Genomic DNA, 16,137 nt, shown 5'->3' with positions numbered 1-16,137 from the left:
CGTGTGGGTACGCTATATTTTTGTTGTGAAAAATAAAATTTTTCATGGACAAACTAAAAGCACAATTTTTGCTTATTTCTATTTAAATGTATGATTGAATACGCTAAGGAAGACCCTTAATGAGAAGTTACGCAAAAGAGAGTAGTTAATGAGTCAAGATCAAACGCAAATAGAAGAGACCGAACACCATCTCGACCTACGAAATTTAAGGTTGGACGATTATAGTGACGTTAAAGACCTTATGGATAAAGTTTACGCTAACGTTGGTGGTGCTTGGCCTTATTCTAATTACAAAGCACAGGTAACTACCTTTCCTGACGGCCAGATTTGTATTGAAGATAAGGGTAAGGTAGTCGCTTTCGCGATATCTGTCATCGTTGATTACGACCAGTTTGGCGATAAGCATAGCTACGATGAAATAACAGGCGACGCCTATCTTACTACCCACGATCCAAACGGCGATGTACTTTACGGCGTAGAAGTTATTGTATGTCCTGAGTACAGGGGGTTACGTCTCGGTAGACGTTTATACGAAGCACGAAAAGAACTGTGCCGCAATCTAAACTTAAAGTCGATTATGGCCGGTGGTCGTATTCCCAACTATCGTAACTATGCACATGAATTAACGCCCTATGAGTATATCGAGCAGGTAAAACTGAAAGATATTTACGATCCTATTTTAACTTTCCAGCTATCTAACGGCTTTGAAGTTAAGCAGGTAATGACCGCTTATCTACCTGAAGACGAGGCCTCTCAGGGTTATGCCACCTTGCTTCAGTGGCACAACATATACTATGAGCCAAATACGCCATCATTAATCGCAAGCAGAAAGTCGAGTGCTCGAATTGGCTGCATACAGTGGCAGATGCGCTACTTCAATAACGTGGAAGAATTACTTCAACAAGTAGAATACTTTGTCGATGCGCTCTCTGATTACTCCTGTGATGTGGCGCTTTTCCCAGAATTTTTCAATGCACCGCTAATGGGTTTATGCCCTACAGAGTCATCTATTGATGCAATATGGCATCTTGCTACCTATACCGATGAGATCCTGACTTCTGTGTCACATTTAGCCGTATCTTACAACATCACGATTATTGCGGGTTCCATGCCCGTGGTGGAAGATGACTTACTGTACAACGTAAGCTACATCTGTAAGCGTGATGGCACCATTGAAAGCCAGTACAAACTGCACCCCACCCCTCATGAAAAAGAAGACTGGATCATGAAGGGCGGAAACAGCCTAAAAACATTTGATACCGACTTTGGTAAGATTGGTGTATTAATTTGTTACGACGTTGAGTTTCCAGAGTTGGCGCGCATTCTTGCCGACCAAGAAATGCAAATCTTATTCGTGCCATTTTGGACAGACACAAAGAACGGCTACCTTCGAGTGAGACGCTGTGCCCAGGCAAGGGCAATCGAAAACGAGTGTTACGTGGCTATTGCAGGCAGCGTAGGTAATTTACCGAAAGTAGATAATGTTGACATTCAGTACGGCCAAACTGCCGTCTTCTCTCCCAGTGACTTCGCGTTTCCTCACGATGCCATTGTGTCTGAGACAACACCTAACACGGAAATGACCCTCATTGTCGACCTAGATTTAGACAAGCTCACCAAGCTGCAAAACGAAGGCTCAGTGAGAAATTATCTAGATAGACGCAGAGATCTTTACCGCGTTGAATGGATGGGCGATACCTAGTCTCACACTACAGTTCTCGTAGGGCGAGCAAGGGATTGCTCGCCAGTCTTAGATTTCTTTTCTTATAAAGCTGTTAACCCCATAAGCCATGGCAATTTTTTTAAATTAGCGATAACATGCCAACAACGTGTTGACCTATACGGCACCCCAGTTTATTGGGTTAGGTAGTTTATTGGGTTAGGTTTGGCCTAGGTGCCAAAAAACAATCAGTATGAGAATGTAATTAAATTATGTCTAACAACTCTAAGAATGATGAATTTCCAACTATCCGGTTAGATGATGAGGACCGTCGCGATTATCAAACTAAGCGACAACCTTCTTCTGGTCCAACATCAGCACCCACCTCTTCTTCAGCTCCTTCATCGAATTCTGGCGGCAACGGGCTGTGGATAACCCTGATTGCACTTATTGCGCTAGCAGCATGTGGCGGTTGCTATTACTTGTTCACCTTATTAGAACAACAAAAAAATATAGCCGAAAGAGCAGAACAACGAATTATGTCTCTTGAGAATAAGCTATCCGCTACGGGCGAAGAGATGGGCGAATCTACCGTTGCGCTTCAAGTTAAAGTGAATGAGTTAAATGATAAAACCAGTGAACTTTGGGAGCAGATGGATAAGCTTTGGGCTTCTGCGTGGCGTCGTAATCAAAAAGAAATTGCAGATTTAGGCGAACGTGTTGGAAAAGTGCAAACCAGTGTTAACAAAGATATCAACGCGGTATCTGAAGACGTTGACGCACAGTCTGCCACATTAGGCTCGTTAAAAAACCAGTTAGCCTCGGTGGCCGACGAGCTACTTGCAGTTAATGTTCGGTTAGAACAGACATCAGAAGAAAAGGCTAGCGCCCAACAGCAGGTAAAAAACTTAACGGATACACTGTCTGTGCTTGAAAAGCGCAACGCTTCCCTGTCTGGCAGAATTAATAATCTTGAAGACGAAATTAGAGAGATTGCAACTAAAGTGGTCTCTGGTGGTAGCGCTAATACCACAAGCTCTACACCAAATGTGGGTTCAAGCTCAGCAGCAGCTCCTAACGCAGGCTAATATAAAAGCAAAGGAAAGTTAGTTAAATGAGCGAGCAGACGCTTAAACGCTTAAATAAATTTATTAGCGATACCGGGCTCTGCTCTCGTCGAGAAGCAGACAAACTGATTGAGCAAAATAGGGTCACTATTAACGGTAAAGTGCCTGAACTGGGCACCAAAGTTGCCCCTAACGACACCGTTGAAGTTGATGGAACACGTATTGGCGCTGTGGCAAAAGACAAGTCTGATCGGGTCTACATTGTTTACAACAAACCCATAGGTATTACGTGTACCACCGAACGTCATGTTAGAGGAAACATCATTGATGCCATTGGTCACAAAGAGCGTATTTTCCCTGTTGGTCGCCTAGATAAACCATCAGAAGGGCTTATTATCTTAACCAGCGACGGTGATATTGTGAATAAAATATTGCGCGCTGAAAATGCCCACGATAAAGAGTACGAAGTTACTGTAGACCAGCCTGTTAGCGATAAATTCTTAAACAAAATGGCCCGTGGTGTGCCTATTCTAGGTACTGTCACAAAACCATGTACCGTAAAGCAAACCGGTAGAAATAAATTCACAATTATCTTAACTCAGGGCTTAAATAGACAAATTCGCAGAATGTGTGAATTTTTGGGTTATGAAGTAACAAAGTTAAAGCGCACAAGAATTATGCACTTAGCGTTGAGTAACCTTCGTCCTGGGCAATGGCGAGAACTTACGGCTCGCGAACTAACAACGCTAAATAATGCGGTAAAACACTCAACAAAAACATCGCAAGAGAAATAAAGCCTTGGTACCAGATGAGTTCGAGGCGTGACCTCGCTCTTCTTTCGTTCATTTTCCGGCCGAGTGCATTGTGCGACTAAGTGCACTCTACCCCTGTATTAAACGTCGGCAAATTCAAGGCACAAAAAAAGCGTCCAGAGGACGCTTTTTTCGTTTAACCCAAGTCTTATCGACGAAGGCCTAGACGCTTGATAAGGTCAAGGTAACGCTGAGCGTTCTTGCCTTTAAGGTAGTCTAGAAGCTTACGACGCTGGCTAACCATACGAAGAAGACCACGACGTGAGTGGTGATCTTTCTTATGATCAGCAAAGTGACCTTGAAGCTTGTTGATGTTGTGAGTAAGCAAAGCTACTTGAACTTCTGGTGAACCAGTGTCGCCTTCTTTAACGCCGTACTCAGCAATGATTTTTGCAGTTTGTTCTTTAGTTAGTGACATAACATTCTCCTAAATTATGTCCCGCCGATCACTAATTCAGCAGAACGGAATGAAGCGCGTATTATAATGACGTTTGCTCAGTTAGCAAGGGTCGAACGCAGTAATTTGGCCAATTTACGAATAAACCACGCGTCGCTTGGGATTAACAAAGATTTCGTCCTTTGGCTGCCCCTGATCTCTTGGGTCTTTTACCCCCTCACCTACGCCTAAAAACAAACAGTCGTCTGCCTGCTGATGATAAACGCGATAGGAAACTCCAGCGATAAGCTCTGCTTCACATACCCCTTTAACGCTTTGTCCATGGTCAAAGCGACTGCGCTCTTCATCATTAATCACGACGCGAGGCAAGCGGCTTACAGCCGTATCCATAGGTATGAGAAAAGCGTCTAGGGCTGCAAAATCGCCCTCAGCAAGTGATTCTTGCGTGCTGATAAGGGTATCTAGTGACACCATTTTATCCGTCGGATAATCTGCAACCTCGGTGCGATGCAGACGTGTTACATACGCGCCGCAACCCAAGTTTTGACCTAAGTCGTCAACAATAGAACGTATGTAGGTTCCTTTGCTGCACTTTATCCGCATATCCACGTAAGGCAATTCGATGCGTAAAACCTCTAGCTCATAAACTTCTATATCGCGGGGTTCTCGCTCTATTTCTATACCCTGACGGGCGTAGTGATAAAGCGGTTTTCCTTGATGCTTAAGCGCTGAAAACATGGAAGGAATTTGCTTACTTTTTCCTAAAAAGGCGAGGCAAGCTTCGTTTACCTGTGCATCAGTAACGTCAACGGGCTTTTCTTCTACTACCTCACCATCGGCATCTGAAGTGGTGGTGCGAACACCAAGCTTAGCAGTGACTTCATAGGTTTTTTCGGCGTCGAGTAGGAACTGAGAAAACTTAGTTGCTTCGCCTAGACACAATGGCAACATACCGCTAGCTAGAGGGTCTAGTGCCCCGGTGTGCCCTGCTTTCACCGCTTTATACAGCCATCTAACCTTTTGAAGCAGCTGGTTAGATGACCCGCCCAGCGGCTTATCAAGTAATACTATGCCGTTAATATCACGGCCTTTACGTCGTCTTGCCATTTACTCCGACTCTTGTTCGTCATCAAGGTCGCGCTTTGACTCATCGGTAGCAATGGTCTGTGAGACCAAATTTGAAATGCGCATACCTTCGATAATCGACTTATCTTCAAAGAAGTGAAGATCAGGCACAGAACGCATGCGTAAGCGCTTAGCTAAAATGCTGCGAATGAAGCCTTTTAATTCTTTAAGTTGCTTAACCTGTGCTTTACCTTCTTCTTCAGTGCTGTTGTAAATAGTGACGTAGATTTTTGCATGAGCTAAATCTCGTGACACCTCAACTTCAGACACCGTAATAAGCGGCATGTCGCCTACTCTGTGTTTGTATTCGTTTTGAAGGATACTCGCTACTTCTTTATGAACTTGCTGAGCAACCCTATCGGTACGTGAAAATTCACGAGCCATTGTAAACTCCTTAACCTAATTATAAATAGCGTATAGACAAAAGCGGGAGCACTCGGCCCCCGCTTTTTAAATGCCAATTAGAACAGGCAATTAAATTTCGCGTTTAACCTCAACGACTTCGAAGACCTCAATTTGGTCACCTACTTTCACATCGTTGTAGTTTTTCACGCCGATACCACATTCCATGCCGTTACGAACTTCTTGGACGTCATCTTTAAAGCGACGTAGCGATTCTAGTTCGCCTTCGTATATCACGACGTTATCACGTAGAACGCGGATTGGATTGCTGCGCTTGATGTTACCTTCGGTAACCATACAACCGGCAATCGCACCCAACTTAGGCGATTTGAATACGTCGCGCACTTCAGCCAAACCAATAATTTCTTGTTTGAACTCAGGTGCAAGCATACCGCTCATGGCCGCTTTCACTTCGTCGATAAGACTGTAGATTACGCTGTAGTAGCGCAAATCAATTTCTTCCGCTTCTAGCACTTTACGGGCAGATGCATCGGCACGAACGTTAAAGCCAACAACAATTGCACCAGATGCCGCTGCAAGTGTAGCGTCAGTTTCAGTAATACCACCAACGCCGCTACCAACGATATTCACTTTTACTTCTGATGTAGAAAGTTTAATCAGTGATTCAGCAATCGCTTCGACAGAGCCCTGTACATCAGCTTTAAGTACGATGTTCAATTCGCTCACGTCCCCTGATGCCATGTTCGCAAACATGTTTTCAAGTTTCGCTTTTTGCTGACGTGCTAGTTTAAGCTCACGTTTCTTCTGATGACGCTTGGCCGCTACTTCACGAGCTTTACGCTCGTCTTGAACGACCGCTGCATCTTCACCAGCAACCGGTACACCAGATAAACCGAGTACTTCCACCGGTGTTGATGGACCAGCAAATTTCATTTCCTTGGCGTTTTCGTCGCGCATTGCACGAACACGACCGTACTCTTCACCACATAGCAAAATATCACCTGGGCGAAGTTGGCCTTCTTGAACCAATACAGACGCAACAGGACCACGGCCCTTATCTAGACGTGATTCAATAACGATACCGCGACATGGACCTTCTGGCACTGCTTTCAGGTCAAGTAGTTCTGCTTGAAGCACGATGGCTTCTAGTAACTCTTCAACACCCATACCAGTTTTCGCTGATACGTTACAGAACTGGTGATCACCGCCGTATTCTTCAGGAATAACTTCAAGTTGCAGAAGTTCGCTCTTAACGCGATCAGGGTCTGCAGACTCTTTATCCATTTTGTTCACTGCAACAATCAAAGGTACGCCAGCCGCTTTAGCATGCTGAACCGCTTCTTTTGTTTGCGGCATAACGCCGTCATCTGCAGCAACAACCAAGATAACAATATCAGTAGCAGTTGCACCACGTGCACGCATTGCTGTAAATGCCGCGTGTCCTGGTGTATCAAGGAACGTAATCTCGCCGTTATCAGTTTCTACTTTGTATGCACCGATATGCTGAGTAATACCACCTGCTTCTCCGTCAGCAACTTTCGCACGACGAATGAAATCGAGTAATGATGTTTTACCATGGTCAACGTGACCCATGATAGTCACTACTGGAGCACGAGTGGTTTTAACCCCGTCCATGCCTTCTGCTAGTAATTCATCTTCTAACGCATTGTCGTTAACTAGCTCGTACTTGTGACCCATTTCTTCAACAACGAGAACTGCTGTATCTTGGTCAAGTACTTGGTTAATTGTAGCCATCTCACCCATTTTCATCATGGCTTTGATAACTTCGTTAGATTTTATTGCAAGTTTGCTCGCTAACTCACCAACCGTAATGGTTGCGCCAAGTTTAACTACGCGCTCCACAGGTTGTGCTGGCTTGTTAAAGCCTTGCTTAAGATGTTCGCCAGCATGCTTTTTAGACTTGCGACGACGGCGTGACGAGCGCTCTACTTGCATGTCTTCTTCGTCTTCTGCTTCTTGAGCATAACGATTTGAGTGCAAGTGAACTTCTTCGGCCTCAGCTTTCTTGCGACGCTCTTCTTCTTCCTTCCAGCGACGCTCATTTTCTTCAGCTAGCTTACGCGCTTCTTCAGCTGCTTTCTTAGCATCTTCTTCAAGCTTTTTCTGAGACTCTTCTTCTTGAGCCTTACGCAAACGCTCTTCTTCTTGGCGCGCTTCTTCTTGCTTAGCTTTTTCAGCTTCAGATAACTCAGGCTCGTTCTTCTTACGCGCTTCAGCTTCTTTCTTCGCTTGTTCCGCTCGACGAGCACGCTCTTCATCAGCCGCTTTCTTTGCTTCTGCGGCTTTTCGCGCTTTCTCTTCTGCTGCTTTCTTCGCTTCTGCAGCCGCTTTTTCTTCAGCCTCGCGCTTCAGACGTTCTTCTTCCTGACGCTTCGCTTCTTCTTCAATGTCAGTACGTTTTATGTAAGTACGTTTTTTGCGTACTTCAACTTTTACTTCTTTCGACTTTCCAACGCTTAGTGTACTGGTCGTCTTGCGCTTTAATGTCATGCGCGTGGGCTCTGCGGAGCTACCGTGTTGCTTACTTAAATGATCCAACAGTTTTTGTTTCTCTTCTTCGTTAATTTGAGCGCCGGCACTTTTAACAATACCCGCGTCTTTAAATTGGCCAACCAATCGGTCAACGGTCGTACCAATGTCGCTGGCGAGCTTTTCTATAGATACATCTGCCATTACGTAATTATCCCCCTGTTGACCTTACTCTTCTTCACTGAACCAAACGATATTTCGAGCAGCCATGATTAATGCACCCGCCGACTCATCGTTAAGTTCATCGATATCATTGATATCATCGGTACCTTGTTCTGCTAACTCTTCTAGGTCGGTAATACCGCGGCTGGCCAACACATAAGCCACGTGTTTACTCATACCTTCAAGATTTAATAAGGCTTCTGTTGGTTCTGCACCTTCAAGAGACTCTTCGTCTGCAAGTGCTCGCGTTGTTAGGAAGGCACGCGCTCTTGTGCGCAATTCTTCAACGGTGTCTTCGTCTAATCCTTCAACCGCTAAAAGTTCACTCACTGGAACGTAGGCTACCTCTTCTAGTGTGGTAAAGCCTTCATCGACAAGTACTAACGCAAAATCTTCGTCAATATCCAATCCAGTTGTGAATAGGTTAAGTACCTTCGCATTTTCTTCTTCGTGCTTCTTGTTGAGATCGTCAACCGTCATCACGTTAAGCTCCCAGCCACTTAATTGGCTGGCTAGGCGTACGTTTTGGCCGCTTCTTCCAATTGCTTGCGCAAGGTTATCAGCCTCAACCGCCACATCCATCGTATTGTTATCTTCATCAACAACAATCGATGCAACCTCTGCTGGTGCCATGGCATTGATAACAAATTGAGCTGGGTTTTCATCCCAAAGCACAATATCAACACGCTCACCGCCTAATTCACCAGATACTGCTTGTACGCGTGAACCACGCATACCAACACAGGCACCTACTGGGTCTAAACGCTTGTCGTTAGTCTTAACGGCAATCTTCGCGCGTGAACCTGGATCTCGTGCCGCAGACTTTATTTCTAAAGTCTCTTCCGCAATTTCTGGAACTTCTAGTCTAAACAACTCAACAAGCATATCTGGGTGCGTACGGCTGATAAATAACTGTGCACCACGAGCCTCAGGACGAATAACATAAAGTAGACCACGCACTCTATCTCCTGGACGGAATGTCTCTCTTGGGAGCATATCGTCACGGTAGATAACACCTTCTGCGTTATTACCTAGGTCAATAATGATATTGTCGCGGTTAACTTTCTTAACTGTACCCGTTACCAACTCGCCGACTCTATCTTCGTACTCAGCAATCATTTGCTGACGTTCTGCCTCGCGAACTTTTTGTACGATAACTTGTTTCGCCGTTTGCGTTGTTATGCGGTCGAACTTAATGGATTCGATTTGTTCTTCAACAAATTCACCAAGTTCAATTTCCGGCTCGTCAATCTGCGCCGCAGAAATCGTAATTTCGGCATACGGATTTTCCTGTTCTTGATCATCAGGAATGACTAGCCAGCGTCTAAATGTATCGAAGTCGCCTGACGTTCTGTCAATGCTTACACGAACTTCAATTTCGCCTTCGTTTTTCTTTTTTGTTGCGCTTGCAATTGCGAACTCCAGCGCTTCAAAAATCTTTTCTCTAGGCACTTGTTTTTCATTTGAAACGGCTTCCGCCACTAACAAAATTTCTTTATTCATTTTCGCCTCACTTTTGCTTTCTTCGATGAAAGCAGAGCTGTTCCGTTAATCGAACGTGGGAACAACGTTACCTTTTTCGATATTCGCCACAGCTAACTGGAACTGCTGGCCATCCACTTCAATACTTACTATGCCGTCTTCGCACGCAAGTAATTTGCCTTTGAAATTACGTCTGTCATCCATTGGCATAGACAAACGAACTTGAATTACTTCACCTACAGAATCTTGATAGTGCTTTTCCTTGAAAAGCGGTCTATCCATTCCCGGTGATGACACTTCTAAGTTATATTCGGTGCTGATCGGATCTTCTACGTCTAATATTGCGCTCACTTGATGACTAACATCTGCACAATCATCTACGGTTATACCGTTTTCGTGATCAATAAAAACGCGAAGAATCGAATGTTTCCCCGCACGTACAAACTCGACACCAACCAATTCAAAACCCAAGGCCTCAACACCAGGGTTAAGCATTTCGGTCAGCTTATCTTCAAGTTTTGCCAATCCAAACCTCCAAAAACAAAAAAAGGGCATAAAGCCCACCTGTCATCACCTAAGAAAAACGAATTTCTCTAGGTTTTAATACAACAAAAAGCCCCGGACTAGCGGGGCTTTTTGTTGTAATTCTGAACCCATACATAACGTCTTAGAAAGCGACATCTATGTAGGTAAAAACACCGTTAGGTGATAGCTTACTATGAATAAGTGCGTTACTTTCCTGAAAATTTGAGGGAGCCCGCTCTTATTACTTAATTCAAGCATTATACTGGCAGCTGCCTCATTTAGCAACAGCGGGACAACATTTTAAGTCTCGCTGTGTGGCTAAGTATCTATGCAAAGTGGTATTACTCCCCTTCTTCTTTAAACGTCTCTTTAATTTCAATAATCTTTGGCAGCATTGCAATAAGAAGATCGACAAGCTTTGGTTCAAAGTGTTTGCCTTTCTGACTTTGAATAAACTCTACCGCCTTTTCTATGCTCCACGCCTCTTTATAAGGCCTTTTGCTTGTTAAAGCATCGAAAACATCAGCAAGCGCACAGATGCGACCCTCTATAGGAATCTCTTCCCCCTTCAAACCTTTTGGATAACCCGTGCCATCCCATTTTTCGTGGTGCGTCATTGAAACGGATTTGGCAACCTTCAAAAGTAATGAATCGCCGCAATCACCAATAATTTCTGCCCCAATCTCCGGATGTCGCTGCATATCTTTAAATTCTTCATCCGTCAGCTTTCCAGGTTTGAGCATAATGCTATCAGCAATACCTATTTTCCCTATATCGTGCATAGGAGCAGCATGGAGTAAAGTTGTGGCTTGCTCTTCAGATAACCCATAAGCCAACGCTAACTCTTTTGAGAAATGACTCATACGCATTACGTGCATGCCAGTCTCGTTGTCTTTATACTCAGCTGCGCGGCCAAGCCGCTGAACCACATGCAGTCGACTCTCCATAAGCGCCTCAGCACGAACCAAACTTAAATGGGTTTTTACTCGTGCTTTAACCACAGCAGGTGATATAGGTTTAGTAATGTAATCTACTGCACCAACTTCAAAGCCCCTCGCTTCATCCATATCGTCGTTGAGAGCGGTAACAAAGATAACAGGAATATGTTCAGTAACTTCATTGTTTTTAAGTGACTCACAAACCTCGAATCCCGTCATTCCAGGCATCATGACATCCAGTAAAATGAGGTCGGGCTTACGAGATGAGGCAATCTCAAGTGCCTCATGACCATCACGAGCAAAAACTAATTGATATTGACTAGATAGAAGTTGCTTTAGAACCCGCAAATTAGCAGGTTCATCATCAACAAGTAACAAAACCGGATCGGCAATTTTAGTATCAAGCATAGTCAGCCTCTACTATGTTTCTAACGTTTTTAGCAGTTCATCTACATATTTTAACGCCGATTTGAAATCGAAGTTATCAATATGGAGCAGCACTTGAGATATGGCGTCCTCGTGTAGAGAGGCGGCCTCGTTACGCAGAAAAACCAACTCACTCTCATCTATCATGTTTTGAAGCAGGCTTTGCTTTAACTTAACAAGATGCTCAGTCAGCACTGCATTGTTTGCCATGATGCTGTCTGCGCTTTTATCTTTAAGGCTATCTGCCTTGGTGCCATTATTTGAACCTTCAGGAAAGGTGTGAACGTGTTTTTCTGCATTGTTTAGGGCAGCTATGAAAGAAGCGACATCGTCTAGATCGTGCTTCAACAACGCTAATTGGTGGTCGTCTATTTGCTGCTTAAGCGCTTGCGATTCGATGGTTTTAACATGCCGATAGAACGTAGTTAAACATAGGTTTCCAGAGGTTCCCTTTAGCGCATGTAAAGCGGCAATCGCATCGTTTGTGTGATTGTTTGATACAGCATTACCAAGCGCAATTAATTTAGTACGCGCAAGATTTAAAAATTTGGTTAATTCAGAGAGTACAATCTTTTCGTCACCCCACATTAAGATAGCTCGCTCCAAATCAATAATGTCTCGATTTTGAAGAACGCCAATTGTTCGACTGGACAAAACCTCACTAACCAGTGGTTCTTTTGCATCTGACAACAATGCGTTATCAAACGCTTTTGAAAGAACGTCTTTAGTGTCTGCTTTTAGAACTCTCGCTACCTCGTGCATTAGTGAAGTAAAGTCGACAGGCTTGTTCGCAAAACCTTCCATGCCAGCATGTTCAGCTGCCAATTTATCTTGTACGAGAACGCTAGCAGTGAGTGCTATCATGGGTACATGGTCTAATTTGTTGTCTTTTTCAAATTGACGACGCTGTTTTGCTGCACTAAGCCCATCTAACTTAGGCATTTGTAAGTCCATAAGCACAATATCGAAATCATGCTCCTTCATCTTTTTCAGCGCTTCCTCTCCGTCCTCAGCTGACGTTACGTCATGACCAGCGCGAGTAAGGAATAGAGTAAGAAGCTCTATATTTTGTTGGACATCATCGGCAACCAAAACTTTCAAAGCCCGTATTATGTTCGAATGAGAGGTGTGCGAAGATTTTGTCTTTACCGAAACATCAGCAGGCTTAAGTGGCAAAGAAAAAATGAAAGAAGATCCTTCGTTCTTTTCACTAGAAACAGATATTGAACCTCCCATTAACTCAACCAACTGTTTTGATATTGTTGTGCCTAGCCCAGTGCCTCCATATTTTCTGCTCATTGAGGCATCTGCCTGAGAAAAAGGATCGAACACACGCTCTACTTGCTCTTTGGTCATACCGATACCGGTATCACTTACCTCAAAAATAATATCATCACCATGCTCATAAACAGAGATGACAACCTTTCCTTCATGCGTGAACTTAACTGCATTGCCAATGAGATTATTGAGTACTTGTCTTATTCGCTCTGGAGCGCCAATAAAAGCGTCACCTATTTGAGCATCTACCGATAAGCGCAAATCAACTTGCTTTCGCTTTGCCTCTAACCAAAAGGTGGAAACAACCAGGTCTAACTCCTCTCGTAAAGAAAACTCTCTGAGCTCAATATCGAGCTTGCCTTTATCGAGTTTGGCGCTATCAAGAATGTCGTTGAGTAAATGCAACAAAGACCGAGCAGAGCGATTGATAGTAGTAAGATGTCCTTTTTGATCTTGATTTGTAGCTTCGCTTAACATCAAGTCACTAAAACCAATTATGGCGTTCATGGGGGTTCGAATTTCGTGACTCATGTTGGCGAGGAACGCAGCTCTAGCAGCTGCTGCTCCTTGCGCCTTATCCCGAGCAGCCTTAAGCGCGTTCTCCATATTTTTTCTAGGCGTGATATCTGAAATAAAACCATCTATATATTTCACTTCATCATGCTCGTTATCAACGAAGACCCCCTGCTCAATAACCCATTTAACCTCTTCACACTTGGTAATTATTCGATACTCAAGAGTAAAAGTGCCTTCGCCTGCTCTTTTTTCTTCAATATATTTTCTATCCTCTGGATGATAAAGAGAAGCGAAGGTGCGCTTAGGGTCAGGTAGCATAAACTCTTCTGCATCATATCCTGTGAGATCTTTTACAGCGTCGCTTAAGAAAATCATCTGCCGTTTCGGACCCGCAAGTTTGCGATAGGCCATACCGGGTATGTTAGCAATTAAACTTCTAAATTTAGCCTCACTCTCTCTTAACTTGTTCTCAATCGCTTTTCGCTTTCTCAAGTCTGAGGCAAGGGAGACAAAGATGGCGCGCCCATTAATTCGAGTGTGTCCAATCCCTGCTCTTATAGGGATCCTTTCTCCACTTTTTCTCAGCACCTCAGCTTCAATCCCTCTGCCAATTGCCCGCTCTTCTTCAAAGGAAGTTTTTTTGAAAAAGTCTGGCCCGTAGAGATGTCTGCGCTCCGGCGTAACTAACTCATTAGCGTGCATGCCAATTAGCTCTGAGACTTTGTATCCGTAAACGTTCTCTGCCGCAGGATTAGCAGTGCGAATAATCCCGTCGTCGCCAAAGGTAATAATGGCATCTACGGCAGTGTCTGTAATAGCTCTCTGTACTCGCTCACTTTCAATAGCTCGCGTCATTGTATCTCGATATTTAAACAATAGACTCACGCCTAGCGCCGATGCAATCAGCACAGTAGTCACTACCGCGGTTGCCACAGCTAAATATGTTGTGATACCCGATGGCTGAGAAGTCATTTCAAACCCAGGTGGGAGTACAAACCGTGCTGCAGCCATGCCAGTGTAATGCATACCCGCAATAGCAAACCCCATAACGACACTGGCCAAACTGACATGCCTCAATGATACCCGTGTGTTGTTGACGCTGGCTCGAATGCCAAACTTTATCCACAAAGAGAGCATTGCCAAGACAACGGCTACAGCAATGGAAAATAGAAACATAGGTAGGTCATAACGTAACAAGGGCGCCATATCCATCGCCCCCATGCCAATGTAGTGCATACTACCGATACCCGAGCCCATTAACACTCCGCCCTGCATAATTTCAACAGCAGAAACCCTCCTCTTTGTTAACAGATGTAATGCAACCCAAGACGCCGCCACCCCGGGTATAGCAGATACCATAGTTGTTGAAACGTCGTAATTTACTTGCGTACAAAGCTCTAAAGCCAACATGCCTAGGAAGTGCATAGACCACACACCGCCCCCTAGGGCAAAGCTTCCTGTGGCGAGCAAAATATTTTTTCTTAATTTGTGTTTGGTTACCGCAGCTTGGCTTGCTACGTTGAAAGCCATAAAAGACGCAAACACTGCAATCAGCAGAGATAAAAGAATAAGAGGAAAGTGATATGAGCTTTCAAGCAATGAGGCATCATTGTCAAAAGCGAAAATATTAAAAAACGACATTTTAAAAATTAAACCGCAAAGTCATGTTACTACTTTTGCAAAATAGCACATCTTGAAATGCCCGTGACGCGCATTACAAAAAACTAGACTAATTGATGTCCCAAATAGGTCTAACCACAACAAAATCCATATCTTTAGTATTAATTTAACGTAAGACATGAAAAAGGCTTAACAGCGCAAATGAAATTCTGTTTAACAAAGCCAGTTGAGAATATAGGGGTACTTTACGAAGCAAAATGTAGGCGTGTTGTACTGATTTAGCGCTTAATTAAGAGCGAGTTTTTTACAATAACGATGAAAAGGCGGAAAAAACTAAAAAGCCTAGCAAATGCTAGGCTTTTTAAGGTGGTTGCGGGAGCAGGATTTGAACCTACGACCTTCGGGTTATGAGCCCGACGAGCTACCAGACTGCTCCATCCCGCGTCTGTACGGTAAATCATGACTGCGTCACAATTTTAAATTCTGGACTATTTTCTGTGGTTGCGGGAGCAGGATTTGAACCTACGACCTTCGGGTTATGAGCCCGACGAGCTACCAGACTGCTCCATCCCGCGCCAGAAAATACCCGTTGAGATTGCTTGGCTTTTCTTCCTCGCCTCAACGTGGTGCGTATTATACATAGGGACTTTACTAACACAAGTCCCTATCATCGAAATATTGCATTTTTCTTATCGTTCGCAGGTTAATTAAACAAATTGTGCAAACTTAATACAAAGCGCATGCTTTTAACGTCAATATCTCTTTATTTTATTTAAATTTTTCCATTTTTTCGGCAAGCGAAAAGTCCAATTCACTCAATCCGTCAACATCGTGGGTAGTTAACTTCACTTCCACTTTGTTATAAACATTAAACCATTCAGGGTGATGCTTAAGTTTCTCAGCCCAGATGGCGATTTGCGACATCCACCCAAATGCACGAATAAAACTCTTAAAAGAAAACGTTTTGGTAATGGCATCGCCTTCCCTTATCCAAGAGTCACCATCAACAACTAACTCGTTTAGTGCAGTTAATTTGGCCTCAATGGCGTTATCATCTAATTTAGTGGTCATAATCGAACTCCTGATTTATCTATCTTTTACTATCGACAACATAGAAGACTTTAAAGAAGTTTGAGCAATAAAGAAAAGCTGTTGCTGCAATTAGGCAAAGAAGGCCCACTCTTTAGTGGTGATATATGTTTACAAAAAAGCCGGC

Annotated in this window: 12 protein-coding genes and 2 tRNA genes; 3 read left to right on the top strand and 11 right to left on the bottom strand. The window is 43.8% G+C overall.

What is annotated here, in order from left to right:
• Nucleotides 1–148 precede the first annotated feature (148 nt).
• From GTW09_RS12315 to rluF, 3 genes are all read left to right on the top strand, one after another.
• Nucleotides 149–1,702 carry a bifunctional GNAT family N-acetyltransferase/carbon-nitrogen hydrolase family protein gene (locus GTW09_RS12315; RefSeq protein ID WP_071979816.1) on the top strand — a complete coding sequence of 518 codons (1,554 nt, stop codon included), beginning with the start codon at nucleotides 149–151 and terminating at the stop codon, nucleotides 1,700–1,702.
• Between the two features lie 230 nt (nucleotides 1,703–1,932).
• Nucleotides 1,933–2,748 (top strand): AAA family ATPase, encoded by an 816-nt coding sequence (locus tag GTW09_RS12310; protein WP_163112123.1) that lies wholly within the window; start codon nucleotides 1,933–1,935, stop codon nucleotides 2,746–2,748.
• 26 nt (nucleotides 2,749–2,774) lie between these two features.
• Nucleotides 2,775–3,521: a 23S rRNA pseudouridine(2604) synthase RluF gene (gene rluF / locus GTW09_RS12305; RefSeq protein WP_071979818.1), complete on the top strand. Its 747-nt coding sequence runs from the start codon at nucleotides 2,775–2,777 to the stop codon at nucleotides 3,519–3,521.
• A 166-nt stretch (nucleotides 3,522–3,687) separates the two neighbouring features.
• On the opposite strand, the gene rpsO is transcribed toward rluF, so the two are convergent.
• The 11 genes from rpsO to GTW09_RS12250 all read right to left on the bottom strand — a co-directional run bounded on the left by rpsO (nucleotide 3,688) and on the right by GTW09_RS12250 (nucleotide 15,992).
• The gene (gene rpsO, locus GTW09_RS12300; protein WP_032096567.1) at nucleotides 3,688–3,957 is read right to left on the bottom strand and encodes a 30S ribosomal protein S15; all 270 of its coding nucleotides are present in this window, start codon (nucleotides 3,955–3,957) and stop codon (nucleotides 3,688–3,690) included.
• A gap of 114 nt (nucleotides 3,958–4,071) precedes the next feature.
• Nucleotides 4,072–5,043, bottom strand: a complete 972-nt coding sequence (gene truB, locus GTW09_RS12295) for a tRNA pseudouridine(55) synthase TruB (protein ID WP_163112122.1) — start codon at nucleotides 5,041–5,043, stop codon at nucleotides 4,072–4,074.
• On the bottom strand, nucleotides 5,044–5,445 hold the full coding sequence (rbfA, locus tag GTW09_RS12290) for a 30S ribosome-binding factor RbfA (protein WP_071979820.1): 402 nt from the start codon (nucleotides 5,443–5,445) through the stop codon (nucleotides 5,044–5,046).
• A gap of 90 nt (nucleotides 5,446–5,535) precedes the next feature.
• Nucleotides 5,536–8,118, bottom strand: a complete 2,583-nt coding sequence (gene infB / locus GTW09_RS12285; protein WP_163112121.1) for a translation initiation factor IF-2 — start codon at nucleotides 8,116–8,118, stop codon at nucleotides 5,536–5,538.
• Nucleotides 8,119–8,142: 24 nt separating this feature from the next.
• Entirely contained in the window at nucleotides 8,143–9,639 is a 1,497-nt protein-coding gene (gene nusA, locus GTW09_RS12280; protein WP_163112120.1) for a transcription termination factor NusA, read from the bottom strand.
• A gap of 45 nt (nucleotides 9,640–9,684) precedes the next feature.
• Nucleotides 9,685–10,143 carry a ribosome maturation factor RimP gene (gene rimP / locus GTW09_RS12275; protein WP_163112119.1) on the bottom strand — a complete coding sequence of 153 codons (459 nt, stop codon included), beginning with the start codon at nucleotides 10,141–10,143 and terminating at the stop codon, nucleotides 9,685–9,687.
• A 341-nt stretch (nucleotides 10,144–10,484) separates the two neighbouring features.
• A complete protein-coding gene (locus GTW09_RS12270) occupies nucleotides 10,485–11,489 on the bottom strand; it encodes a response regulator (protein ID WP_163112118.1) in 1,005 nt (334 codons plus the stop codon).
• Between the two features lie 12 nt (nucleotides 11,490–11,501).
• Nucleotides 11,502–14,942 (bottom strand): MHYT domain-containing protein, encoded by a 3,441-nt coding sequence (locus GTW09_RS12265; protein ID WP_163112117.1) that lies wholly within the window; start codon nucleotides 14,940–14,942, stop codon nucleotides 11,502–11,504.
• A gap of 346 nt (nucleotides 14,943–15,288) precedes the next feature.
• A tRNA-Met gene (locus GTW09_RS12260) sits at nucleotides 15,289–15,365 on the bottom strand.
• A 54-nt stretch (nucleotides 15,366–15,419) separates the two neighbouring features.
• Nucleotides 15,420–15,496: transfer RNA gene (locus tag GTW09_RS12255), tRNA-Met, on the bottom strand.
• A 193-nt stretch (nucleotides 15,497–15,689) separates the two neighbouring features.
• Nucleotides 15,690–15,992, bottom strand: coding sequence for a 4a-hydroxytetrahydrobiopterin dehydratase (locus tag GTW09_RS12250; RefSeq protein WP_163112116.1), 303 nt, complete (start codon nucleotides 15,990–15,992; stop codon nucleotides 15,690–15,692).
• Between the last annotated feature and the right edge of the window lie 145 nt (nucleotides 15,993–16,137).

Origin of the sequence: Alteromonas hispanica, from assembly GCF_010500915.1 — a bacterium.
GTDB classification, from domain to species: domain Bacteria; phylum Pseudomonadota; class Gammaproteobacteria; order Enterobacterales; family Alteromonadaceae; genus Alteromonas; species Alteromonas hispanica.
This window is presented reverse-complemented; position numbering and strand designations above follow the sequence as displayed.

Bases quoted from the DNA above. Each gene is read 5' to 3' on its own strand.
- GTW09_RS12315 (WP_071979816.1), top strand. From the start codon at position 149: ATGAGTCAAGATCAAACGCAAATAGAAGAGACCGAACACCATCTCGAC.
- GTW09_RS12310 (WP_163112123.1), top strand. From the start codon at position 1,933: ATGTCTAACAACTCTAAGAATGATGAATTTCCAACTATCCGGTTAGAT.
- rluF (WP_071979818.1), top strand. From the start codon at position 2,775: ATGAGCGAGCAGACGCTTAAACGCTTAAATAAATTTATTAGCGATACC.
- rpsO (WP_032096567.1), bottom strand. From the start codon at position 3,957: ATGTCACTAACTAAAGAACAAACTGCAAAAATCATTGCTGAGTACGGC.
- truB (WP_163112122.1), bottom strand. From the start codon at position 5,043: ATGGCAAGACGACGTAAAGGCCGTGATATTAACGGCATAGTATTACTT.
- rbfA (WP_071979820.1), bottom strand. From the start codon at position 5,445: ATGGCTCGTGAATTTTCACGTACCGATAGGGTTGCTCAGCAAGTTCAT.
- infB (WP_163112121.1), bottom strand. From the start codon at position 8,118: ATGGCAGATGTATCTATAGAAAAGCTCGCCAGCGACATTGGTACGACC.
- nusA (WP_163112120.1), bottom strand. From the start codon at position 9,639: ATGAATAAAGAAATTTTGTTAGTGGCGGAAGCCGTTTCAAATGAAAAA.
- GTW09_RS12270 (WP_163112118.1), bottom strand. From the start codon at position 11,489: ATGCTTGATACTAAAATTGCCGATCCGGTTTTGTTACTTGTTGATGAT.
- GTW09_RS12265 (WP_163112117.1), bottom strand. From the start codon at position 14,942: ATGTCGTTTTTTAATATTTTCGCTTTTGACAATGATGCCTCATTGCTT.
- GTW09_RS12250 (WP_163112116.1), bottom strand. From the start codon at position 15,992: ATGACCACTAAATTAGATGATAACGCCATTGAGGCCAAATTAACTGCA.